Origin of the sequence: Flavobacterium sp. 28YEA47A (genome assembly GCF_041262125.1) — a bacterium.
In the GTDB taxonomy this organism is placed as follows: domain Bacteria; phylum Bacteroidota; class Bacteroidia; order Flavobacteriales; family Flavobacteriaceae; genus Flavobacterium.
Window position 1 is genome coordinate 194,250 of the sequence record NZ_JBGCCI010000009.1, and the last position, 24,381, is coordinate 218,630.

Sequence of the window (24,381 nt, forward strand, 5' to 3'; positions counted from 1 at the left end):
ATGAAAAAAACATTTTTATTTCTTTCTATCGCAGCTTTAGCCATGGCTTCATGCTCAAGCGATGATGATTCTCCTAAAACAGAAGTTCCATCAGTAGGAGAAGTTTTACAACCAAATGTAGGTGGTCCTAACCAACCAAATCAAGTATTTGTAGATTTGAGCACAGGTACTTCTGTATCAGCAAATAGAGCTTCTTGGGATCTAGGTTTTTCTTCAGGCTCAGATTTTAGAGTAGTTATCAACGGATCTCTAAAAATGGCTGTAAAAAAATTAGAAACATCAGATATTACATTGCCACAAACTGCAGATACAGATGTTGCTGTTGGCGGTGGAACAACATTGGCGTCTAACGGATATGTTGATAATCCAACAGGGATTTTGGCTGGAAACGGTTCAGGAATTGGTACTGCAATTGCGGAAATTTCTGCTACAGAATCTCAAAACAAAGTATATCTTGTAAATCTTGGTTTCGCTGTTTCAACAGTAGTGCCAAGCGTTGGTTCTGTAAGCACAGATGGCGATGCAAGAGGATGGAAAAAAGTTAGAATTTTAAGAAGCGGTAACGGATATAAGATTCAGTATGCGGACTTAACTTCTGCAACTTTCCAAGAAAAAACGATTGCTAAAAATGCAGATTATAACTTTACATTTTTCAGTTTGATCTCAGGAAATACAGTAAGTGCTGAACCTATGAAAGCGAAATGGGATTTGAATTTCACTACTTTCACTAACTACTTGAATATGGGTGGTGGAGAAGTAACTTATGGTTATTCAGATTTTATTGTTACAAACATGAAAGGTGGAACTAAAGCGTATCAAGTTTTAAACGCTGATGGAGTAACTTATGAAAACTTTACATTATCAAACATTGTAGAAACTAATTTTACTATTTCTGCAACTGATCAAAGAATTATTGGTTCTAACTGGAGAAGCGGTGGTGGACCAACTTCATTGCCAAGCATAAGAACAGATCGTTTTTATGTAATAAAAGATGTTGCTGGAAACTACTATAAAATTAAATTCCTTGCAATGACAAATGATGCTGGAGTAAGAGGCTTCCCAACATTTGAATATAAACTGCTACAATAATTTATAAAAACCGAGCCATTAGCTCGGTTTTTTGTTTTTAAGCCATAAAAAGCCATGAATGACACAAATGCTCATTCATGGCTTTTTCGTTTGTTATAACAAATAAAAAGGCTGTTTTATCCCATAAAAAAACCTGCCATCTGTTTAGGATGACAGGCCGGATAAAAAATATATTAAACTAAGTACCTACAAAGTGGCTACCAAGTCTTTCCATTCTTTTAATTCAGGAATACCTGGTTTTCTTTTTCCGAAGAACTGAACAATGATATCACCCATTTCGTTGAACACTTCAATAGCGGTAACTTCTCCATCTTCTGTCGGTTTTCTTACAATCCATGTCTGAGCAATTTTAGACATATCCAAGTGCATGTTGAAATCAGGGTCCATTACATTAAACCAGTCACCATGCCACATTGTTTTTCTTACTAAGCCAGTGTGAATTTGAATGTTTCCTCTGTTTCCAGTAAATACCATGATAGGAAGTTTGCTTTCAGCAGCTCCTTCAAGCATTTTTACGATTACATCCTTTTCTACTTTTTTAGCAAAGTTTTCATTTGGAGCCAAACGCAATGCCTGTGTTCTTGTTACTCCAAATTTGCGAAGCATACCAAAAAATTCGTGTGTGTCTTTCAGGTTTTCCCAAGCAGTTTGGAAACCGGCTACATCAATATCAGCATCTGCTTTCTCATCGATGTTTAAAGGTACTTCGATTGCAGATTCTGTTGCTGCCTGGTCGTCAGACTTGTATTTAGCAACCAATTCGTCAAAAGCAGCTTCGTTACTGTCTTTTGTCAAATAAATCTTGTGTATAGCCAAGCCATCTTTTCCAAAGAACTGAAGGCTTTTTCTGTCGCCGTGCTCTGATTTCTCTTCAACAGCAAAAGCTTTAGCCCAGTGTCCTAAAAAGATACGCAAATCGATATCTTCACCAACAAACAGTCCTGCGTGAGGAGAGCTGAAATCAGGGTTAAGATAAATTCCTTTTCTTTCATGAACGCACTCTTCGTTGCGTGTCAAAGCCATTACTTTTCCTAGTTGTTCAACATCTGTCAGTATAGCGGCAAATTCAGGACGAAGCCTTGTAACGGTTTCTCCTACTTGTGTAGCCAGCAATTCTGCTTCACTTACTCCTAGTTTTTCAGCAGCATTGCGGATTCTTAAATTTGGGTTTTCAGCTTTTAGCTTATCCCATTGCGACTTCAGGTTGTTTGTTAATGTATCCATCTGTGTAACTATTATGTTCCAAAAATTATTAAAGGGTTCTGATTTACCGGATTAAGGCAAATTGTGCAAGGAAAATTATACACCTTGCTTATGATTTCTTTTGTAAAAACTTTTTCAGGTTTGTCGTGGCTCACGATTTTTCCTTTTTTCAATAAGAGTACCTGGTCTGCAAATTGTGCCGCCAGATTCAAGTCGTGTAACACAACAATAGCCGTATTGCCAAGCTCAGTAAAGTTTTTGATAGTGTGCAATATTCTATGCTGGTGTAGCACATCAAGATTGTTTAAAGGTTCGTCCAGAAAGACAAGTTTGTGAGCGATATTGTTTTCCAGTTGAGCAAGTACTCTCGCCAAATGAACGCGCTGTCTTTCACCTCCGGAAAGTGTATTATAATCTCTGTCTTTCATAGAAAGAACATCGGTTTCTTCCATCGATTTCATTACGGCATCCAAATCGGTTTGATGAGGTACGGAGTTAAAATACGGATAACGGCCCATCATTACGACATCGGTTACGGTTAACGGAATGTCATTGCTGTTCTGTTGCGAAAATTTTGCCTTATGGAGCGGAAGTTCTTTCTGGTCCCATTCTTCGAATGTTTTTTTCTTGAACAGGATTGGCTCATCACCTGGCTTCATTTCATTGGCCAACATACTCAACAGTGTTGATTTTCCTGCACCGTTTGGCCCGACAATGACAAGTAACTCACCATAATTTACAGAAACATCGATGTTTTCCAGAATGGAAAACTTTTTATGTGCATATGATATCTTACAAGCCTCTAACATATTACATCGATTTTTTGCTGCGAATTAAAATAGCGATAAAAATTGGCGCTCCCATAAATGCGGTTAGGATTCCGATTGGAATTTCTGACGGTGCAGCTATGGTTCTGCTTATCGTGTCAGCGGTAAGCAATAATATGCTTCCAAAAACAGCCGACATCGGCAGGATAATATGATAATTCGATTTAAAAATTAATCTTAAAATATAAGGAACAATCAGACCAACAAAGCCGATGTTTCCTGAAAAAGCAACACAGGTTCCAACCAGTAAAGCGGTCAGAACAATGATTCTCTTTTTGATTTTTTCAACAGGAATTCCCAAATGTTGTGCGTCTCTTTCGCCAAGCATCATTGCGTTTAGTGCTTTTCCTTTGGTAATCAGGAAAGAGAAAGCCACAATAATCACGACAGCCAGAATCGCATTTTTTGTCCAGGTTGCACCACCCAAGCTTCCCAAATTCCAAAATGTCAAGTCTCTTAGTTCTTCTTCTTTCGAAAGGTAAATCAAGAAACCTGTGGTGGAAAAGGCCATAGCAGTTACAGCAACTCCGGAAAGCAGCATTACAACCACATTTGTTTTTCCGTTTGAGGTTGAAATCCTGTAAACGATTGTCATGGTTAGCAAGGCACCCAAAAATGCGGCTATACTCAACATTGAGAAGTGAAACACTTCAGGAATGTAAGGCTTGATGTGGCTTCCGAGAACAATAGAAATCGCTCCAAGAAGTATTGCTCCGGAAGTAATTCCAATCAAATCGGGTGATGCCAATGGGTTTTTGAACATACCTTGAAGACAGGTTCCTGAAACCGACAATGCGCTTCCAATCAGGATTGCCATTACAATTCGCGGCAGTCTTAAATCCATCAGGACAAATTTGTCGCTTTCAGAAATAGAACTGTCATTGTTGATAAGGCCCTTAAAAATCTCAAAGAACGAATGCTTTTCGAATTCGTAAACTCCCATATATAAGGCTGCTGTTGCCAAAATCAGTAACAACAGCAGACTTAAAAATAGATATAACGGTAACTTATTTTGCATTATAATTATTTCTTCCCGTAAGGGATCAGTGGCATTTTATTTCCTAAACGCTATGCGTTCGGGGCTAAAGGCTTTTAGTTTTTATTTAGTAGCTTTAATCAATTCTGCATTTAATGTTGCAGCACCTTCACCAACGCGAGGCCCGAAACCTGAAATCAAAGCTCCGTCTAAAGCAATGATTTTTTTATTTTTTCCGGCATTTGTTTTTTCAATACCTTGAATTTTAAGCAATCCGTCAACACCACCAAGACTTTCTAAACCTGTCGTGAACAACAAGATTACATCTGGATTTCCTTTAATTAAAGATTCAGGAGTTAAAGGTTTGAAATCGTCAAATTCTGTGATAGCATTTTGTCCGCCAGCCAAAGCAATTGTTTTTTCAATAGGAGTGTTTTTCCCAGCAACCATCAATGTTCCAGCACCTCTTGCGTAAATAAATAATACTTTTGGAGCTTTAGCGATTGGCTGTACTTTTGCCAAATCAGCATCAATTTTGTCTGTCAACGCTTTGAAGTCTGTATTTTTTAAAATAGTGGCAACATCAGCGATTAATTTTTTTGTTCCTTCCGGAGAAAATTCTTGTGTTAGGATATGTGCTTCGATTCCTGCAGCTTTGATTTTTTCAGCTAGTTCAGGGCTCATGTCTTTATCAGTTCCTATGATTACTGTTGGTTTTAAAGCAACAATTGATTCGATAGTAATAGAACGAACGTGACCTAAGTCTTTGGCAGTTGCTTTAACCGTTTCAGGATAAGTTGAAGTTACATCAACACCTACTATTTCTTTTTCATGACCTAAAGCAGCAACAATTTCTGTTACGGCTCCGTTTAGTGAAACAATTTTTAGACCTTCGGTTTTTTCAACCGGAGTTTCTTCTTTCTTAGCTTCTTCTTTTTTACATGAAAAGACTGCTAATGAAACAATTGCAAGGACAAGAACGCTTATTTTTTTCATTGTGGTTGAGTTTGTTATTTTAAATAAATCTAAATAATGGCAAAACTATAACTATTTTTGAAGCCTTGAAAGTAAAAAATCTTAAAAGTTTCCTTAAATTGCTGTAAGGTGATATTTTGGCAGTTTTCAGATAGGTTTTTCCTGTCTGCGACATGATTATCTTACTATTCTATGGTTTTCTGAATGAATTTTCGAGTCTGTTTTGTCCGGACTTAACTAAATTTTAATTCTATCTTAATTCTTAACTGTATTAAATAAACATACCGTAAATTTGCATCTATTTCCAGATATAAAATGTTAGATATTCAATCCATTCGAGCCCAATTTCCAATACTTTCCCAGAAAGTGAACGGTAAGCCGTTGGTTTATTTTGATAATGCGGCTACCTCACAAAAACCTAAAGTGGTTATTGATGCCATCTCGGCCTATTACGAAGAAATCAATGCGAATATTCATCGTGGTGTGCATAAGCTAAGCCAATTGGCGACCGATGCGTATGAGATTTCCCGTGGCAAAATACAGCATCATATTAACGCTAAGCACAATCATGAAGTGATTTTTACTTCAGGAACTACTCATGGAATCAATTTGGTTTCCAATGGATTTGCTTCTATTTTAAAAGCAGGCGATGAGGTAATGGTTTCAGCTTTAGAGCATCATTCGAATATAGTGCCTTGGCAAATGCTTTGCGAACGTACAGGTGCAAAACTGACTGTTATCCCGATGAACAATCAGGGAGAATTAATACTGGAAGAGTTTGAAAGACTGCTTTCTGAAAAAACCAAAATTATTGCGGTTAACCATATTTCAAACGCTTTGGGAACGATTAATCCAATAAAGGAAATTATCAAAAAAGCGCATGAGGCAGGAGCTGCTGTCTTAATTGACGGAGCGCAGGCCACACCTCATATCAAACCAGACGTTCAGGAGTTGGATTGTGATTTTTATGTTTTTTCAGGACATAAGATCTGCGGGCCAACAGGCAGCGGGATTTTATACGGAAAAGAAGTTTGGCTCAACAGATTGCCTCCTTACCAGGGCGGTGGCGAAATGATTAAGGAAGTCACATTTGAGAAGACGACTTATGCAGAACTTCCTCATAAGTTTGAAGCAGGAACTCCTAATATTGAAGGTGGAATTGTGCTTGGAACAGCAGTCGATTATCTGAATTCAATAGGATTTGATAAGATTGCTGCCTATGAACACGAACTTTTAGAATACGGAACCCAACGTTTGCTTGAAATTGAAGGATTGAAGATTTATGGAACTTCTAAAAACAAGACTTCTGTAATTTCATTTAATATTGAAGGTATCCACCCGTATGATATCGGAGCCATTGTAGATAAGTTAGGAATTGCGGTAAGGACAGGCCATCACTGTGCCCAGCCCATCATGAGCTTTTTTAATATTCCGGGAACAGTAAGAGCTTCTTTTGCATTCTACAATACGAAAGAAGAAATTGATGCTTTAGTAGAAGCTGTCAAAAAAGCCAAAACCATGTTATCTTAAAAATAGAGTAGTATGAAAATTTTATCTGTATTTGTAATGGTTCTGGTTCTGGCAAAAGGCTGTAATAGCTCAGAATTACAAAAAGAGAGTGAAAACATTTCTTTTGAATATGAGGCTACAACCCGTGGCAACTATCGTAAAATAATTGCGAAGCAGGATACGATCTTTACTATAAAAAGCAGGAAGGGTGAGGCAATTGAAAAAAAACTTTCACGAAGTGATTGGAACAGTATGCTGGATTTGTTAGCCAAAATAGATAAGGGAAATATCCAAAATCTGAAAGCGCCTTCTGAAAAACGGTTTTATGATGGTGCTATGATTGCTGGCTTAACTGTAATTTATAAGCAGGATACATACAAAAGCCCTTCATTTGATCATGGAAATCCGCCAAAAGAAATAGAAAAATTGGTCGAAAAAATCATTTCGGCTTCTGATTTGAACAAAGAATAAGACGATGACAATTCAAGAAATACAAGAAGAAATTAAGGACGAATTCTCCATGTTTGATGATGAGAATTGGGATGAAAGATACCAATATGTAATTGATATGGGTAAGACGCTGCCATTGATTGATGAGCAGTATAAAACCGATGAGAATATTATCAAAGGATGCCAATCAAAAGTCTGGTTGCATGCCGAACGGCGCGATGGACAAATTGTTTTTACGGCAGACAGCGATGCTATCCTGACTAAAGGGATTATTGCCATTCTGATCCGTACTTTTTCAGGTCAGAAAGCCTCTGATATTTTGGATGCAGATACTAAATTTATTGATGACATCGGATTAAAGGAACATTTGTCTCCGACACGAGCCAACGGATTGGTATCAATGATTAAGCAGATTAAAATGTATGCGCTGGCGTTTCAGTCGGCTTCTTAATAAATAAGGATGTGCCGAGATCCTTACTGAATTTTAAGCCGTTTCCGGCTGCTTATTACTACGAATCGTTTCGGTTGTATTCGTAACCAAAAATTATTTAGACATGGAACAAGAAATAGACACTAATCAATTGGGCGAGGATATCGTCAAAATATTGAAGACCATTTACGATCCGGAGATTCCGGTAGACATTTATGAGCTTGGGCTTATTTATGATGTAATGGTTAATACCGATTATGAAGTCAAGATATTAATGACCTTGACTTCACCAAACTGCCCTGTAGCAGAGAGTCTTCCAAAAGAAGTGGAAGAAAAAATCAATAAAATTGACAACGTAAAAGCTACCGAAGTCGAAATCACCTTTGATCCGCCTTGGAGCAAAGATTTGATGAGTGAAGAAGCTAAACTAGAATTAGGAATGCTATAGATTGGTTGAGCGTTTATAGTGGATAGTTTATAGTTGAGGTTTGTCATTTATAAACTATCCACTATAAACTATCCACTTTCCACTAAAAAGTTATGGAAGAAATTGTAAATAAAGTAGCGAACAGCGCACTAGAAGTATTTGATCTGGAAGATTATTATCCAAAAGGAGAACGCGTGGAATTAGATATTTCACAATGGCTTTTGGAAGGTTTTCTTTTGCGTGAAAAGGATTTTCGCGAACAGCTGAAACAACATGACTGGTCGCAATATGCTGATAAGTATGTTGCCGTTTTTTGCAGTACGGATGCTATCATACCGGGTTGGGCCTTTATTCTCGTGACCATACACTTGGCTCCTTTTGCTAAAAAAGTAGCCAATGGCAGGCTGGAAGACTTGGAAAATTCTCTTTACGAAGAAATTCTTCCAACTCTGGATTATACACAATACGAAGGAAAGCCGGTTATCATCAAAGGATGTTCCCGAAAGCCCGTGCCTACAGGGGCCTATCTGCTGGCGGCACAAAAATTACATCCTTTTGCCCGAAGCATTATGTATGGTGAGGCTTGTTCTGCAGTGCCATTATATAAGAAAAAGTAACTTTTTTAGTACTTTTTTCTGTGTTAAAAAGCTGTATTTAATACCTTTGTTAAAAAACAGGAAAGATGATAAAAAAATTCACCTTACTACTGCTTTGCTTTTTCGGAATGACAAAGGCCAAAGCTCAAGAGCCATCAGCTGCAACAGCAGATACTACTAAAACATGGCAAACCAAAGGAAATGCGTCTCTTCTTTTTAACCAATCTACCTTTGACAACTGGTTGGCAGGTGGAGAGAACAACATCTCGGGAACCATTGGTGTCAATTATGATTTCAATTACAAGAAGAACGACATTACATGGGATAACAAAGTTATCGCATCCTACGGTATCGTTAAAACACGAACGAGTTCATTTGCAAAGAAAACAGATGACCGTTTGGAATTAAACTCTTTACTAGGTAAGAAATTCAATCCAGAGAGCCGTTGGTATTATTCAGCATTCCTAAACTTTAGGACACAATTCACCAAAGGTTATGAGTATGGGAAAGATGCTGAAGGAGTGGAAATAAGGAAAGAAATTACCAATTTCCTTTCTCCGGCTTACCTTACTTTCGGACCAGGTATCTTATGGAAAAGAGATGATAATTTGAAACTTAACTTTGCTCCTGCTACTTCAAAAATCACTTTTGTAGATAAAAATTATACGCTGCCAAATGAAGCTTATTTTGGTGTAAAAGAAGGTAAATCGCTACGCTATGAGTTAGGTGCTTATGCTTCGGCCTACTATAAGCTAGATATTATGGCTAATGTGACTTTTGAAAATATCTTAAGTCTGTATTCAAATTACCTCGAAGATACACAGAACGTGGATATAGACTATCAGCTGAATATTGTGATGAAAATCAATAAATATCTTTCTACTAACCTGTCGTTCCAGACAATTTATGACGACAATGCCTTTAAAGGATTCCAAATCAGACAGGTATTTGGAGTAGGAGCCAACTATGGTTTTTAAAAATATATAGATATAAAGAAAAAGCCTTCCGGACAGGAAGGCTTTTTTATTAAAATATTCTTAGTCGGCATTTTTATCTTCAGGAGCTTCCTTATAATCCGGATATAAGAACTTATTGTATGGAAAACGTGTAATGTGAATTTCTCTTACGGCTTCATATACTTTTTCGCGAAACTCTTCGAAGTTCTCCTTGTTGAGTGCGGAAATAAACAGGGCTCTGTTTTCTCCCATACGCGACATCCAGGTGTCTTTCCACTCTTCCAATGTATAGTGTTTGGTTGTCTTTTCCGTAATCAGATCATCCTGATCTATAGTCAGGTGTTTGTATGAATCAATCTTATTAAAGACCATAATGGTTGGCTTGTCAGCACTTTTAATGTCGGCCAGGATCTGATTGACAGATTCGATATGATCTTCAAAATCCGGATGTGAAATATCTACAACATGAAGTAACAGATCTGCTTCACGCACTTCATCCAACGTACTTTTGAACGATTCAACAAGCTGGGTTGGTAATTTGCGAATGAATCCTACGGTATCGGATAACAAAAACGGCAGGTTTTTGATAACAACCTTGCGTACAGTAGTGTCTAATGTAGCAAACAGTTTGTTTTCGACAAAAACCTCACTTTTGCTGATGACGTTCATCAATGTTGATTTACCCACGTTGGTATAACCTACTAAAGCTACGCGAACCATAGCACCTCGGTTGCTTCGTTGCACAGACATTTGTTTGTCGATGACCTTGATCTTATCTTTTAGCAAGGCAATACGGTCACGAACAATACGCCTGTCCGTTTCGATTTCCGTTTCACCGGGACCACGCATCCCAATACCTCCTTTTTGGCGTTCCAAGTGAGTCCACATTCCGGATAGCCTAGGCAGTAGGTATTGGCATTGAGCCAATTCTACCTGCGTCCGGGCATAGGATGTTTCAGCACGTTGTGCAAAAATATCCAAGATGAGGTTCGTCCTGTCCAGCACTTTGCAATTTAGTATTTTGGTGATATTCTTTTGCTGTGAAGGCGAAAGTTCATCGTCAAAAATAACCGTATTGATACTGTGTTCTTTTACGTAGTGGTTGATTTCGTCCATTTTTCCGGTACCTAAAAAGGTCTTCGGATTAGGACGCTCCATTTTCTGTGAGAAGCGTTTTACAACTTCCCCACCAGCCGTATAGGTCAGGAATTCGAGCTCATCGAGATATTCGTTGAGTTTTTCTTCATTTTGGTGTTGTGTGATAATCCCTACAACTACCGTCTTTTCAAACTTTATAGTTTCCTTTTCTAACATAAGTGCAAAGATAAAAACAGTTTGGCTAATAACAGGAGTGCCAAAAGATTATTTTTTCATAAGTACTTTTTGGACATTGCTATTGCCGCCTGTTATTTGTGCATAATAATATCCGCTTGGTAGATTTGACAAATCGATTTCGTTTACGGCTTCCGAAACACTGTTTTTCTGATATACTTTTTGACATAATGCATTATATATCGTGATCATCGCAATTTTTTCTTTGGTTTGAGTCAGATCGAATGTAAAGATGCCGCTACTGGGATTGGGATAGATGCTGATTTCGCCCGTGGCCTGAAAACTATTTTCCATTTCTTTTTCAGTATTCCATAATTGTATACCATTTCCTCTTGCTTGTCCGCCCTGAATTTCAGGTGTTATTCTGGTAATGTTGGTCGCAGAAATGGCATTGTAATGGCTAAATCCTCCAGATACGATTACTTTTCCGTCAGCTTGGCGATTCAGATCAAAGACAGTTCCCGGATAATTATCATAATAGGTAGGGCCACCACCGGGGCTAAAAGTAATATCAACGGTTCCATCGGTATTTAATCTGGCTAATTTGTTAGTAGTTAATCCATTAAAGGTTGTAAACTCGCCACCTATGATTATTTTGCCGCTTGGTTCAATAACAGCATCTTTAATGGCTCTATTGCTTGTTACATGAGAATTGTTAGCCAGAAAAGTATTGTCCAATGTTCCGTTGCTATTTAATCTGACAATATTGTCTCTTCTTCTAATATAGTTAAAGCTAACAAATGATCCAACAATAATTATTTTTCCATCGGGTTGCAAAACCATGTTTTGTACCGGAGCTATACAAGTAGAGCAGAAGTCGACATTCCTATCTGTAGCATTAAGAAATGCAGTTGTAAAAGTCGAATCGAGGGAACCATTAGCATTTAATCTAAATATATGGGGCTGTCCAATATAATTGCCTAAAGTATCAGCAGCTCCGCTTTGATTTCCGGAAACTAAAATTTTTCCATCAGGTTGTACAACAATCTTATATATGGAACTAAATGTGCTTGGTGCATAAGTATAAGGATAGACAAAAGAAGTATCCAAAGTTCCATCGCTATTAAGGCGTATCATATTTCGTGTTGGAACACCATTATAAGAGTGGATATAGCCTCCTCCCAACAATATTTTTCCATCGCTTTGGACGGCACAAGATATAATACGGCCAATGATATCGATGCCGGTTCCACCTACATTAAAACTGGTATCAACCGTTCCATCAGCATTTAATCTGGCAATTCCTCTCGCGGTAGGTGTTCCGTTGATCGATGTAAATGTTCCTACTACAATAATCTTGTCGTTTGGAAGTACCTTAAAATCTTCAGGCGGATGAGGGAAACTTCCCAAAGCGGGAAATGTGGTATCGTGTGTAAGATCAGTATTTAGGCGCATCAAGTGCTTGGCGTCTACATTATTGTATTTGGTAAATGGCCCGCAAATAATTATTTTTCCGGTACTCTGAAGTTGTGATTCAAAGACTGTACTATTGGCCCGGATAGCAAAAGCGATTTCCGGTGTTGTAATGACACGGTCTGCTACTGTAATAATTACCGAAGCGGTATCGCATATAGAAGGATTGGAAACAAGACAGATGCTGTACTGTAACGTATAAGTATTTATAAGTGTTCCAACCGGAACATCGATCTCTCCGTTTGCATTTATACTTGCTCCAGCAATACCGCCATTATTCGTGAGGGTCAGGATTACATCTTCAGGATTTGCTGCTAAACCATTTACTGTATCATTAGTTAACAGTGATGGTGTGATACCTCCTGTCAGGTAATCGATTGGTGTACCAGAAAAATTATCATTTACGGCATCAATAGTTTGTGGGTTTACTGTTATGGTAACTGTTGCATTATCACAATTGGAAAGATTGGTAGTTTGGCAGATTTGATAATTTAATGTATACGTCCCAACAGGTACTGTCGCTGAAACATTTACCGCACCTGTTGAGGTGTTTAAAGTGATACCGTTATGAGTGGAACTTATAAAGGATAATGTAACATTTGAAAATGTAGCAGGATTTTCGTTAAAAGTGTCATTTGCCAGAACATTCGCAATAGAAGTGCTTGCAAGACCATTTAAAGCGGTTCCTGAATCATCGTTGGCGATTATTGGAGGAGGGCAATTTGTTGTCAGAACTTGTATTGAAACAAGTGAAAGTGTAGGAGAAGCACTGCCTGATCCTAACTCTCCGTCATTATTCATTCCGCTATTCCATAATATTCCATCTCCTTTTATTTTTAGAAAATTGATTAGATTATTGTTTATAGCTTTCCAATCCGTATCAGTTCCGATCTGTATGGGAGTTATGACTGCGGATGTATTTCCAATGCCTATTATGTGACCTTTCCCCCAAGCCCAAAGAGTTCCGTTATTTTTAATCCCAGATTGCAACGATATTATTGCCCAATCATTATCAGAGCCAATCTGAACCGGTATATATCTTGGAGTTGCTGTCCCGTCTCCTAAAGGGCTATGGGTTGCATTTTTACCCCAGCCCCATAATGTACCGTTAGATTTTAATGCAAAATTTACGTTTCCATCAGTTGGATTGGTGTTTCCAGTTGCAATTGCAATCCAGTTTGTGTCACTTCCTATTTGTGTAGGGCTGCTTACTACATCTGGGGCTGAACTGCCCAATCCTAAAAATAATTTTTCCTGATTTCTCCCCCAAGACCATAATGTTCCATTTGATTTTATTGCAAGCGAATAGCTTAAGCCTGCAGATATTTGTTCCCAGTCCGCATCTGTTCCAACTTGAACTGGTGATAATATTAATCCACCTGTTGTTCCGGTTAATCCCCACATCCATAAGGTGCCGTCAGTTTTTATGGCTAAACAATGATCTTGACCAGCAGATACTGCTTTCCAATTGGTTCCGGTACCGACTTGCGTAGGTATGGTTCTTATGATCATCGAATCACCCAATCCTAATTGAGCTTCAGAGTTTTCTCCCCAAGTCCATAAAGTTCCATCTGTTTTTATAGCAGCCGTAAAATAATCTGTACAACTTGCTACTTTCCAATTAGTATCCGTGCCAATTTTTACGGGTAAATTTGTTGAAACATAAGTGCCATTCCCAATTTGGCCAGCATGATTTGGTCCCCATTTCCATAGAGTGCCATCTGTTTTTATGCCTGTACAAAAACTAACGGATTTCCAGCATTGTGCATCCGAATTAATACTACATAAAACTAAAATCAAAAAAAGTAATGTTTTTTTCATAATTAAATTATTTTAAATGGCTAATAAAAGAAGTAAACATATTTATATAAGAAGGAGCCTTTTTCTTTATAAAACTTAAATGCTTTTTAGAACTAAAGGCTGGTTTAGGATTCCCTATGACACTTTATATCGTCTTTTTGCATGAATTTTAATGCAAAATACGATTTATTGCATGATGTTTCACAAAAAATGTTAAAACGCAATGTTTTTTGTAAAACACAGGGTTTTTTGGTGGAAAATTCAAAAAAATCAATAAAAATTACTTTAAAAAAAGAATAAATGTTCCGTGTAAAACAAGCTATAGACCCAAAAACTATGGATATTCACAAAACAATTTAGTTAAATGTCATTTTTTTGTTACGATATTCTTAAAAATAGTTAAATTTGGAGTTCTTAAATTTTTATCAAAATATATTAAACAACCTAAACTTTTCATTTTATGAAAAAAATTACGTTATTACTTCTTACCTTTTTCATCTCTCTTGTCGCCTATGGGCAAGGCCTGACAGAGAATTTTGATGGAGGTACGTCAACCGCACTCCCAACGGGCTGGGATCGATTTAACGTTGGAGGTGGAGCTAATCCAAGGTATTGGCTGGTCAATACACAGCCAAACTTTTCAGCTTCAGCCCCTAATTCTGCTTTTATACAGAATTACCAAATCGGCCAAGGGAACACTTCGAGAGATTGGCTAACCACTACTCGGATCACCCTTCCTGAAAATGCCCAGCTCCAATTTTTAACCAGAGCCTTCCTGAATCAGGATCAGGGAACCATCTATGAGGTTCGCGTTTCAAGGGATGGTAGTCAAGGAAATTTGGCTGCTTATACTTTAGCTGAAGACTGGACCGAGCCGGAATTAAACCCTGATGGGATTTACCAAGTTGATGGTACCACGCCACGCTGGGACGAAAAAACAGTTAACCTGAAAGCATTGGGCTATAATGCTGGTGAACAGGTTTATATTGCTTTTGTTCGTGTCTTTACACAGCCAACAGCTGCCTTAGGTGGTGACCGTTGGTATGTTGATGATGTGCGTGTTTCTAAAAAATGTGAGATGCCTATAAACATGCAGGCACCTACCATTAATATGACCAATGCAATACTTACCTGGAATGTTCCTACAGGAGGTGCTAATGACTTCGAATTAATTGTTGTTCGTGATGACCAAACAATGGAACAAGGTACAATTATTAATGTAACAGGTTTGACCTATACAATTAATGGATTAACCCCAGACACTAATTACAAATATTATATAAGAGCAGTTTGTTCTGCTAGTAATAAGAGTGACTGGACAGCACCTTATTTCTTTACGACGGCTGCTTTGGGAGAAACGTGTACGGATCCTATCGTGATGCCGGGTATACCGTATTCTACCAATAATAATACGTCCAACTCAAATGACAGGACTGACGTAGCTCAAGGTACCGGCTGTGGAGCCGTTCCAGCGACTACAAACTATATGACGGGTAACGAAGTGTTTTATTCTTTCGTGGCCCCAACAACCGGAGATATCCGAGTTATAATGACACCAACCGGACCAAATTCCGGTGTATTTGTATACAACAGTTGTGCTAACGTAGGAGTAAGCTGTATTGCGGGTGTGGCAAACACCGGTAGCGGTACAAGAATAATTCCTGCGATAAACGTTGTGGCAGGACAGACCTATATTGTTGTTATTTCTTCTACAAGTGCTACACAAACGGTAGGATACTATTTAGAGTTGCAATATGTAACTTGTCCGGCACCTACTAACTTAAGTGCGCCAACAATTACACAATCTCAAGTAACATTAGCATGGAATAACCCTGACCCTGCTTATGATACTTGGGAGGTTGCTATTCAGCCAGCAGGAGCTTCAATTCCTGGGTTTGGTGTGCATGGTGCGCAAGTAACAACTAATAGAGATTTTTCTACTACTCTTGCAGGAGCTCCAATAGTTGGTTCTACTGCTTACCAATATTGGGTAAGAGCACTGTGTGTGGCAGGTGGCACGACTTATAGCCCATGGGCAGGTCCGTTCGAATTCTTTACACCAATATGTGACCCTACTTTGCCAAATGCGCAATGTATCCATAATTTCAGGCTAACCGGTACTAACGGATGGCAAGGAGCCGTGATGCATGTGCGACAAAACGGTATTACTGTTAAGGTATTAGGGCCACAATTTACATCGGGTACTTCTTTAGTGGTTCCGGTTCCGTTATGTAACGGTATTCCGTTTGAACTGGTATGGGTGTCTGGAGGTACAGCACAGGCTAGTGTAGGAATTGTTGTCCAGAACTCATTCGGACAATTATTATATCAAAAAACAGCAGGTACTGGAGCACCAGGTACTGCGCCACTGCATACGGAAATGGTAGATTGCGAATTCCCAAAATGTCCTCCTCCAATCAACTTGGGAGCAACAGGAATTACAGCTAGTGGAGCTACTCTGACTTGGACGCCGGCTTCACTTCCTTCAGGACCAACTACGGAGTGGGAAATTTATTTGGATAGACAAGACATAGCTGTTGCGCCTAGTAATACTGCTGCTGTTGGAGCTAATCCTCTATGGCAACAAACTACAGTTCGTCCTAATCCGCAAACCGGATTGGCATCAGATACTCCATATGTATTCTATCTCAGAACTATTTGTGGTCCAAACAGAACAAGTGCATGGGTAGGTCCGTACACTTTCAGAACAGCGGTATCCTGCGGTATTCCTACTAACCAGGGAGTTAGAGGACAAACTACATCGAGTGCAGAATTATTCTGGACACAACCTGCGTTAGGAGGGGCTTCTGCTTGGCAGGTAGTCGTTCAAGGACCAGCTGCGGGTGTTCCTGCATATAATGATCCTAGAGCTGTGAATTTAGGAAATGGTGATAGATATGGAACAGGCGGAGCAGGTCCAGCATTGAACCCGGCTACACAATACGAATATTATGTAAGAGCGGTTTGTTCAACTTCTCCTTTAGATGTTAGCCGTTGGGTAGGACCATTCCTGTTTACAACTGCTTGCGAACCAATACCGGTTCCTTATTCTGAAGGATTCAATAGCAACTCGACAAGACAGCTTTGCTGGTCTGTATTAAGTGTTCTGGGTACTAACACATGGAACATGGATGATACGGCTACTCCTTTTGAAGGTAATGAAGCGGCTACTTTTACTCCTAATAACGGTACAAATAACGACGACTGGTTAATTTCACCAGTATTAGATTTAAGACAAAACTATAGATTACGTTATAAATATAAAGTAGCGAGTGCTACAGCGGCAAATACGCTTGAAATCAGAATTTCAAGAGGAGGAAGAATTGCTCCGGCTGATTTTGATGCAGTGCCGTTATGGACAGGTAGTCTGACAAATACAGCTTACAAAGAGCGTATCATTAATCTTGTAGGAGAAGGCGGTGCTTCACCAACTTTGGTAAACATTGCTTTCCGTGTTCCACCAGGAACAAATAACGCAAACAAGATCTTTATTGATGATGTAGTGTTTGAGCCAATCCCAGCATGTCCGGATCCTATGGATATGGCAGTTGTGACAGGTAGCATCACATCAACTTCTGCACAAATATCTTGGACACCTGGATATCAGGAAACACAATGGCAGGTAGCGGTACAGCCAATCGGAACAGGAGTTCCATCGGCTACATTTGCAGGTGCTGTTACTACAAATAACATAAACTTCCTTGCAAACACTAATACGGTTACAGGTGCTCCTTTAGTACCAGGAAGCCAGTATGAAGTATATGTAAGAGCAATATGTGCTGATCCAAACGTGAGCCAGTGGGTAGGACCAATCGTATTCAGAACGCTTCTTTGTGAAACGGCTGACTTGTGTCCTATTACTTTTACAATGACAGATACAGCATCTAACGGTTGGGGAAGTACAATGAGCGTTTACCAAAACGGTTTGCTTGTAACAACTTTAACAGGTCCTCCATCAGGAAGCGCCAGTACTACGCAACAGGTTCTTTTATGTCCGGGCGTACAATATATACTACGTTGGGATAATTCTACTGCTGGCAATATTGGTCAGGTTGGTGTTTCGATAACTAATTTTTATGGAGATGTAGTATTTACAAAACCACCAGGAATTGGAGCTTACAACACACAATTGTATGCAGGTATGCCATTCTGTTCTCCTATTACTTGTCCTTATCCTACAAACCTTGCTGTTGAACAAACTTCAGGAAGTTCCGTACGTTTGTCATGGACACCGGGAGGAGCAGAAACAAGATGGGAATATGTGGTTGCTCCGGCACCATTAAACTATCCTGGAAATGTTAACGGTACTGTGGTTCCTGGAACTCGTCCAGAAGTTAACGTGCGTGATTTAGTTGCGGCAGTTCCATATGAATATTATGTTAGAGCGGTGTGTGCTGATGGTAGCTATAGCTATTGGTCAGGTCCATTCCCTTTCACAATCTACAATTCTCCTGGATGTTTGAGTGTTGATGTTGAAGGAATTGATGTTTCTTTGGGAGATCCGGAAATTGTTGTTTGTCCGAATGATCCATGTGTTGATTTATCAGCTACATACTATCAGACATTAGCTACGAATATTTATACAGTAGATAGAATTGATTACAGACCTCCATTCCCATTCTCATCAGGTAGTGCAGTTCAAATTGACACTGATGATAAATGGTCGCCTCTTGTGACCTTACCATTTAAGTTCTGCTTCTTTGGTAATTCATATGACAAATTATTAGTGGGTGATAACGGTGCTATTACATTTAGTATTGCTGGTTTAGTCCCAGGTGGACGTTATAGTGCATTAGGTGCAACCGGATGGCAATATAACACAACGGTTCCAAATAACCCGGCAAATATTACAACTCCACCTTATGTCAATGCTATTTTTGGTGTTATGCAGGATCTTGATCCTAGAACAACTGCCCCTGCAGCATCTCCTCCAGACCGTTCTATAAATTATACCGTATTGGGAACAGCTCCTTGTAGAGCTTTCGTAATGAATATTTATAAGTTAGGTCTTTATAACTGTAATCAGGCAAATGGTCTTCAAACGAGCCAGATTGTATTATATGAAGGAAGTAACATCATTGATATATATATCGAAAACAGACCTTCTTGTGGAGCACATAATACTGGATCAGGTGTAATCGGAATCCAAAATGCTAACGGAACGGTAGGTTATACACCACCAGGTAGAAATACAGGTGCATGGACTACTCAAAATGAAGCATGGAGATTTACACCGGCAGGTAATGCAAACAATGTTATCTTCTCATGGTTAAAAGATGATGCATTCTATAGTAATGACCTTGATATCAATGTTTGTGTAACTGGAGAAACAAAAATGACAGCTCAGGCATTGTACCCAAGTTGTGATCCTACAGTACCACCAACACGTAAATTCATTGATATAAAAATAAAAATTGATGATTTCCCAATCAACAACCCTAGAGATTTGCAAGCATGTACAGGAACTACAGATCCATTTGATGTGACTGTTAACACTCCTGTAATTCTTGATGGTGTTGCAAATGCTACAGATTACGAAATATCTTACTACTTGACATTAGCTGAAGCTGAAGACGGATCTACTCCAGGAATCACTTCTGTTATTACTACTGTTGATATTCCAGTTTTTGTAAGAATTGAGAAAATCTCAACCGGATGTTTCGTAACAAGACAGTTTGAAATCAAGCCTAACCTTGCATTGCCAGAATTTACGGTAACAGGAGACAGGATACTTTGTGAAGGAGATTCTACTACAATTACTGTAGAGGCAACAAACTTTGATGTTGCTGATGCTGATTTTGAATGGACATTGCCTGATGGAACTGTTTCCAGCCAGACAGGATCTACATTCAATATTACTGGCGCGACGGCAGCTGATGGAGGAACTTACAGCGTGAAAGTTACAACGGGTTGTGATGAAAGTTTAGATTTTACTGTACGAGTAAATCAAATCGATACTGATTTCACATATCCAACACCGGTTTGTCCTTCAGGTACTATTAGTCCGACACCGGTAACGGCTGCTACATTTACGACAGGCGGTAGCTATTCGATTTCTCCAGGATTGCCAATTGATCCGGCTACAGGTGTAATTACTCTTGACGGAGCAACTGCGGGTGACTATGTTATTACTTATACAGTAACTCCTGCAATTACAAACTGTACGGATGATAAGACAGGTCAGTTCACAATAACTATAGCAGGTACTACTATCCAGCCAGTAGTTGCGTTCAATTATACAACACCAGTTTGTAAGAGCGCTACAACAAATCCAATGCCTATATTGGCAGCAGGATTTACAACAGGCGGACAGTTCACATCAACAGATCCTAACGTTTCTGTGAATATCTCAACAGGAGAAATCAATCTGGCAAATACACAGCCAGGTAGTTATACAATTAACTATCTAGTGCCAGCGGTTCCTGCAGAATGTAAAGCAGGAGGAACAGAGAATGCAACTATCGTAATTACTGCGGCAATTAACCCGGTAACAAGCTTTGGTTATGCTGATGATAGTTTCTGCTCAGGTGGTGTTCAAGTAGGGCAATTGCCAACTGGTACTTTTGATGCCGGTGGACGATTTACCGTTGAACCTAGTACAGGGCTAAATGTTAATCCTACTACAGGTGAATTTATGCCAGGCACAAGTACACCAGGAACATATGTGATTAAGTATATAATTGAAGCTGACCCGGCACTTTGCCGTAGCAGATCAGAGTCTCCATATTCTGTGACTATTGAGAATACATTTGATATTACTGTTACTGACGAATGTCGAAACAATGAATATGTTCTTATTGCTGAACCTTCAGATCCAAGCTATACTTTCGTATGGAAAGATGCTCTAGGTGTTCCGGTTGGAACAAACAGCCATATCTTTAATGTTTCGCAATATGTTGCCAACCTTTCAGGGCAACCTCAGTATCCAATGACGTTCACGATAACTATGAGCACAGCTACAGGTTGTCAGAATGTGAAAGAGGTAAGAGTTGAAAGTACTTTCTGTGACATCCAGAAAGGTATTTCGCCAAATAATGATGGTAAAAATGATTATTTTGATCTTGCTGGTTTCAATGTGAAGAAATTAAGTATCTTTAACCGCTATGGAACGGAAGTTTACAGTCGTACGAATTATACTAATCAATGGAGAGGTCAGTCTAACAAAGACAAAGAGTTACCTGACGGAACCTACTATTATGTAATAGAGCGTAGCGGTGTACCTTCTAAAACAGGATGGATTCAAATCAATAGACAAACAAAATAGATATGTCAAAAACACTGCCTGCTGAAAGGCGGGCAGTGTTTTGATACTATAAAAAAATCAAACCAATGAAAAAAATACTTTTCACCGCACTGATAACACTGTCGGTTTTTGTTGATGTAGAAGCGCAGCAAGATCCGCATTATACGCAGTATATGTATAATATGAACGTGATCAATCCAGCCTATGCGGGTTCAAAAGAAAATCTGTCTTTTGGATTATTGTATAGACAGCAATGGGAAGGAATCGAAGACGCTCCAAGAACGTTTACTTTTTCAGGACACTCTCCTGCCGGAAAGAACGTAGGTTTGGGTTTGTCTGTGATTTCTGACGAAATTGGTCCTGTTAAAGAACAAAACGTTTATGGAGATTTCTCATATACTTTAAATCTTGGTGGAGAGCATCGTTTGGCCTTAGGAATTAAGGCAGGTGCTACTTTCCAAAAAATAGGCTTGTTTTCAGATATTAATGGAACGCTACCTGATCCGAGTGACGAGGCTTTCTCTCAAGATAGCAACAACACTTTTTTCAATATCGGAACAGGTTTTTTCTATTATACAAATAATTATTATATCGCTTTGTCGGTTCCAAACATGCTTAAATCAAAGCATTTGAATGTTAGGAGAGATGGACAAGAAAGACACTATGGTGAGGAAACACAACACTATTTCTTAACGGGAGGTTATGTGTTCCAATTGACAGATAATATCAAATTTAAACCATTTACAATGATTAAGTCAGCTTTTAATGCACCCGTATCATTTGACGTTTCGACTAACTTTTTATTCAATGAAAAGTTTGAGATTGGAGCGACTTATAGATTGGACGACTCTTTTGGAGGAATGGTTAACTATGCAATTACTCCAAACCTGAGAATTGGTTATGCTTATGACAGAATCATTTCTGACCTGAAAGTAACGACTCCGGCTTCTCACGAGGTTATATTGTTATTTGATTTGAATTTCCCGAAAAAGGTATCACGTTCACCAAGATATTTCTAACCTAAAAGCGACCTAGACAATGAAAAATTTATATATTACATTAAGTTTTGTGATCGCTAGTATGACACTATCAGCACAAAATAAAGATACCGAAAAGGCCGACAAACTATTCAATAGATTCGAATATGTTGACGCGTCAAATGAATACCTGAAGCTCGTAGATAAAGGTAAGGCTGATAATTATGTTTATAAGCAATTGGCCGATAGCTATTATAATGTTTTTAACAGCAAGGAAGCTATCAAATGGTATGCTAAAGCAACGCAGGAAAAGCAAGATGCTGAAACATATTACAAATATGCTCAAATGCTAAAAGCTGAAGGAAAGTACGAAGAATCAAACGCACAAATGCAGAAATTTGCAAGTATGGCTCCAAACGACCAGAGAGCAGTGGCATTTAAACAAGATCCAAACTATCTTCCAAAGTTAAAAAGCCAGACTAAACTATACGATGAGAAGTCATTGGATATTAATAGTGACCAATCTGATTTTGGTGCTGTATTGACAAATGACAATACATTGTATTTTGCAAGTGCAAGAAACAAGTCAAGAAAGACTTACGGATGGAATGAAGAGCCGTTTCTGGATCTTTACAAATCTACTTACAATGCTAACGGAACGTTCAGCGAGCCTGTGCCTGTTTCTGAAATCAATACAAAATTCCACGATGGACCAGCTTCGATTTCTTCTGATGGAAATACGATGTATTTTGCCAGCGAAAGTTTTAAAGAAGGCGATTTCGAAAAGGATAAATCGAAAAAACTTAAATTCGGGCAGGTTTATTTGTTTAAAGCAACCAAAGAAGGTGATAAATGGGGCAATGTAAAATCACTTCCATTTAACAGTAAGGAGTATTCTGTAAGTAATCCAAGTATTAGCAAAGATGGTAAAACACTTTACTTCTCTTCTAATATGCCTGGTTCTATTGGCGGAAATGATATCTGGAAAGTTGCAGTTAATGCTGACGGAGGTTTCGGGACTCCTGAAAATCTAGGGCCTAAAATAAATACTGAAGGAAATGAAAGTTTCCCTTTCATAACAGATGACAACAAATTGTTCTTTGCTTCTGACGGAAGAAAAGGTTTTGGAGGCTTGGATGTCTTTGTAATTGACCTAAACAAGAAAACAGATGCTATTAACGTTGGTGCTCCGGTAAACACATCAAAAGATGATTTCGCGTTTACTTTTAATACTACTAAGAATATCGGTTTCTTCTCTAGTAACAGAACAGGTCATGATAATATCTACCTGGCAACTCCGGTTTGTGGTGTAGAAGTAGTTACAATTGTTAAGGATGCTAAAACTGGAGCAATCTTATCTGATGCTAGAGTTGCTATTCTTGACGATAAGAAAAATGTCATCGAAACAAGAACTACTGCTGCTGACGGACAAGTGGTTTACAGTGTAGATTGTAACAGAGCTTATACACTTCAGGTGGCAAAAGACGGATATGAAAGTAATGTGTTCCCTGTTGCTAAAACTAACGGTGGAATCGTAAATGTTAATGCTGAATTACAGCCTATCGATGTGATTGTTACACCGACAGAAGTTGTCTTGAAAGAGATTTTCTTCGAGTTTAACAAAAGTAACATCACACAAGAAGGTGCATTTGAGCTAGACAAACTTGTTCAAGTAATGAAAAACAACGACCAGATGGTTATCATGGTTAAGAGTCACACCGATAACAGAGGTAGCGATGCTTACAACATGAACCTGTCTGACCGAAGAGCAAAATCAACGGTTCAGTATATTATTTCTAAAGGAATCGACAAATCCAGAATTTCTGGAAAAGGTTATGGCGAAAGCGAACCTAAAGTGGATTGCAAAGAGAAATGTACAGAAGAAGATCATGCTAAAAACAGAAGAAGTGAATTCTTGATTATCAAGAGATAATTTTTCTAAAGTGAATAAAAAAAGGGAAGCTGTAAAGCTTCCCTTTTTTTATAGTGGAAAGTGGAAAGTGGAAAGTGGAAAGTGGAAAGTGGAAAGTGGAAAGTGGAAAGTGGAAAGTGGAAAGTGGATAGTGGATAGTGGATAGTGGATAGTGGATAGTGGATAGTGGATAGTGGATAGTGGATAGTGGATAGTGGATAGTGGATAGTGGATAGTGGATAGTGGATAGTGGATAGTGGATAGTG

General features: G+C 38.7%; 16 protein-coding genes and 1 pseudogene. 10 read left to right on the forward strand and 7 right to left on the reverse strand.

Going from position 1 to position 24,381, the window contains the following annotated elements:
• Positions 1 to 1,089 carry an HmuY family protein gene (locus ABH942_RS14125; RefSeq protein WP_370033043.1) on the forward strand — a complete coding sequence of 363 codons (1,089 nt, stop codon included), beginning with the start codon at positions 1 to 3 and terminating at the stop codon, positions 1,087 to 1,089.
• Between the two features lie 186 nt (positions 1,090 to 1,275).
• Here ABH942_RS14125 and ABH942_RS14130 read toward each other — a convergent pair whose 3' ends face one another.
• The 4 genes from ABH942_RS14130 to ABH942_RS14145 all read right to left on the reverse strand — a co-directional run bounded on the left by ABH942_RS14130 (position 1,276) and on the right by ABH942_RS14145 (position 5,091).
• Positions 1,276 to 2,313: a hemin-degrading factor gene (locus ABH942_RS14130; RefSeq protein ID WP_370033045.1), complete on the reverse strand. Its 1,038-nt coding sequence runs from the start codon at positions 2,311 to 2,313 to the stop codon at positions 1,276 to 1,278.
• An 11-nt stretch (positions 2,314 to 2,324) separates the two neighbouring features.
• Positions 2,325 to 3,101 (reverse strand): heme ABC transporter ATP-binding protein, encoded by a 777-nt coding sequence (locus ABH942_RS14135; RefSeq protein WP_370033047.1) that lies wholly within the window; start codon positions 3,099 to 3,101, stop codon positions 2,325 to 2,327.
• A gap of 1 nt (position 3,102) precedes the next feature.
• Positions 3,103 to 4,137: a FecCD family ABC transporter permease gene (locus tag ABH942_RS14140; protein WP_370033049.1), complete on the reverse strand. Its 1,035-nt coding sequence runs from the start codon at positions 4,135 to 4,137 to the stop codon at positions 3,103 to 3,105.
• A gap of 81 nt (positions 4,138 to 4,218) precedes the next feature.
• Positions 4,219 to 5,091, reverse strand: coding sequence for a hemin ABC transporter substrate-binding protein (locus tag ABH942_RS14145; RefSeq protein WP_370033051.1), 873 nt, complete (start codon positions 5,089 to 5,091; stop codon positions 4,219 to 4,221).
• A gap of 294 nt (positions 5,092 to 5,385) precedes the next feature.
• On the opposite strand from ABH942_RS14145, the gene ABH942_RS14150 reads away from it, so the two are divergent.
• From ABH942_RS14150 to ABH942_RS14175, 6 genes are all read left to right on the forward strand, one after another.
• Complete coding sequence (locus tag ABH942_RS14150) at positions 5,386 to 6,600, forward strand: aminotransferase class V-fold PLP-dependent enzyme (RefSeq protein ID WP_370033053.1); 1,215 nt, start codon at positions 5,386 to 5,388, stop codon at positions 6,598 to 6,600.
• A gap of 12 nt (positions 6,601 to 6,612) precedes the next feature.
• Entirely contained in the window at positions 6,613 to 7,050 is a 438-nt protein-coding gene (locus ABH942_RS14155) for a hypothetical protein (protein ID WP_370033055.1), read from the forward strand.
• A gap of 4 nt (positions 7,051 to 7,054) precedes the next feature.
• Positions 7,055 to 7,480, forward strand: coding sequence for a SufE family protein (locus tag ABH942_RS14160; RefSeq protein WP_370033057.1), 426 nt, complete (start codon positions 7,055 to 7,057; stop codon positions 7,478 to 7,480).
• A gap of 103 nt (positions 7,481 to 7,583) precedes the next feature.
• Entirely contained in the window at positions 7,584 to 7,907 is a 324-nt protein-coding gene (locus ABH942_RS14165) for an SUF system Fe-S cluster assembly protein (protein WP_056066957.1), read from the forward strand.
• Between the two features lie 92 nt (positions 7,908 to 7,999).
• Positions 8,000 to 8,503 carry a DUF2480 family protein gene (locus ABH942_RS14170; protein WP_370033059.1) on the forward strand — a complete coding sequence of 168 codons (504 nt, stop codon included), beginning with the start codon at positions 8,000 to 8,002 and terminating at the stop codon, positions 8,501 to 8,503.
• Between the two features lie 68 nt (positions 8,504 to 8,571).
• Positions 8,572 to 9,459 carry a DUF3078 domain-containing protein gene (locus ABH942_RS14175; protein WP_370033079.1) on the forward strand — a complete coding sequence of 296 codons (888 nt, stop codon included), beginning with the start codon at positions 8,572 to 8,574 and terminating at the stop codon, positions 9,457 to 9,459.
• Between the two features lie 60 nt (positions 9,460 to 9,519).
• On the opposite strand, the gene hflX is transcribed toward ABH942_RS14175, so the two are convergent.
• On the reverse strand, positions 9,520 to 10,752 hold the full coding sequence (gene hflX, locus ABH942_RS14180) for a GTPase HflX (protein WP_370033061.1): 1,233 nt from the start codon (positions 10,750 to 10,752) through the stop codon (positions 9,520 to 9,522).
• 48 nt (positions 10,753 to 10,800) lie between these two features.
• Complete coding sequence (locus tag ABH942_RS14185; RefSeq protein ID WP_370033063.1) at positions 10,801 to 14,004, reverse strand: T9SS type A sorting domain-containing protein; 3,204 nt, start codon at positions 14,002 to 14,004, stop codon at positions 10,801 to 10,803.
• 439 nt (positions 14,005 to 14,443) lie between these two features.
• On the opposite strand from ABH942_RS14185, the gene ABH942_RS14190 reads away from it, so the two are divergent.
• From ABH942_RS14190 to ABH942_RS14200, 3 genes are all read left to right on the forward strand, one after another.
• Entirely contained in the window at positions 14,444 to 21,247 is a 6,804-nt protein-coding gene (locus ABH942_RS14190) for a choice-of-anchor J domain-containing protein (RefSeq protein ID WP_370033067.1), read from the forward strand.
• 65 nt (positions 21,248 to 21,312) lie between these two features.
• Positions 21,313 to 22,245: a type IX secretion system membrane protein PorP/SprF gene (locus tag ABH942_RS14195; RefSeq protein ID WP_370033069.1), complete on the forward strand. Its 933-nt coding sequence runs from the start codon at positions 21,313 to 21,315 to the stop codon at positions 22,243 to 22,245.
• Between the two features lie 19 nt (positions 22,246 to 22,264).
• Positions 22,265 to 24,136, forward strand: a complete 1,872-nt coding sequence (locus ABH942_RS14200; RefSeq protein ID WP_370033071.1) for an OmpA family protein — start codon at positions 22,265 to 22,267, stop codon at positions 24,134 to 24,136.
• A 5-nt stretch (positions 24,137 to 24,141) separates the two neighbouring features.
• On the opposite strand, the pseudogene ABH942_RS14205 reads toward ABH942_RS14200, so the two are convergent.
• A pseudogene (locus tag ABH942_RS14205) lies at positions 24,142 to 24,381 on the reverse strand (hypothetical protein); the annotation flags it as partial.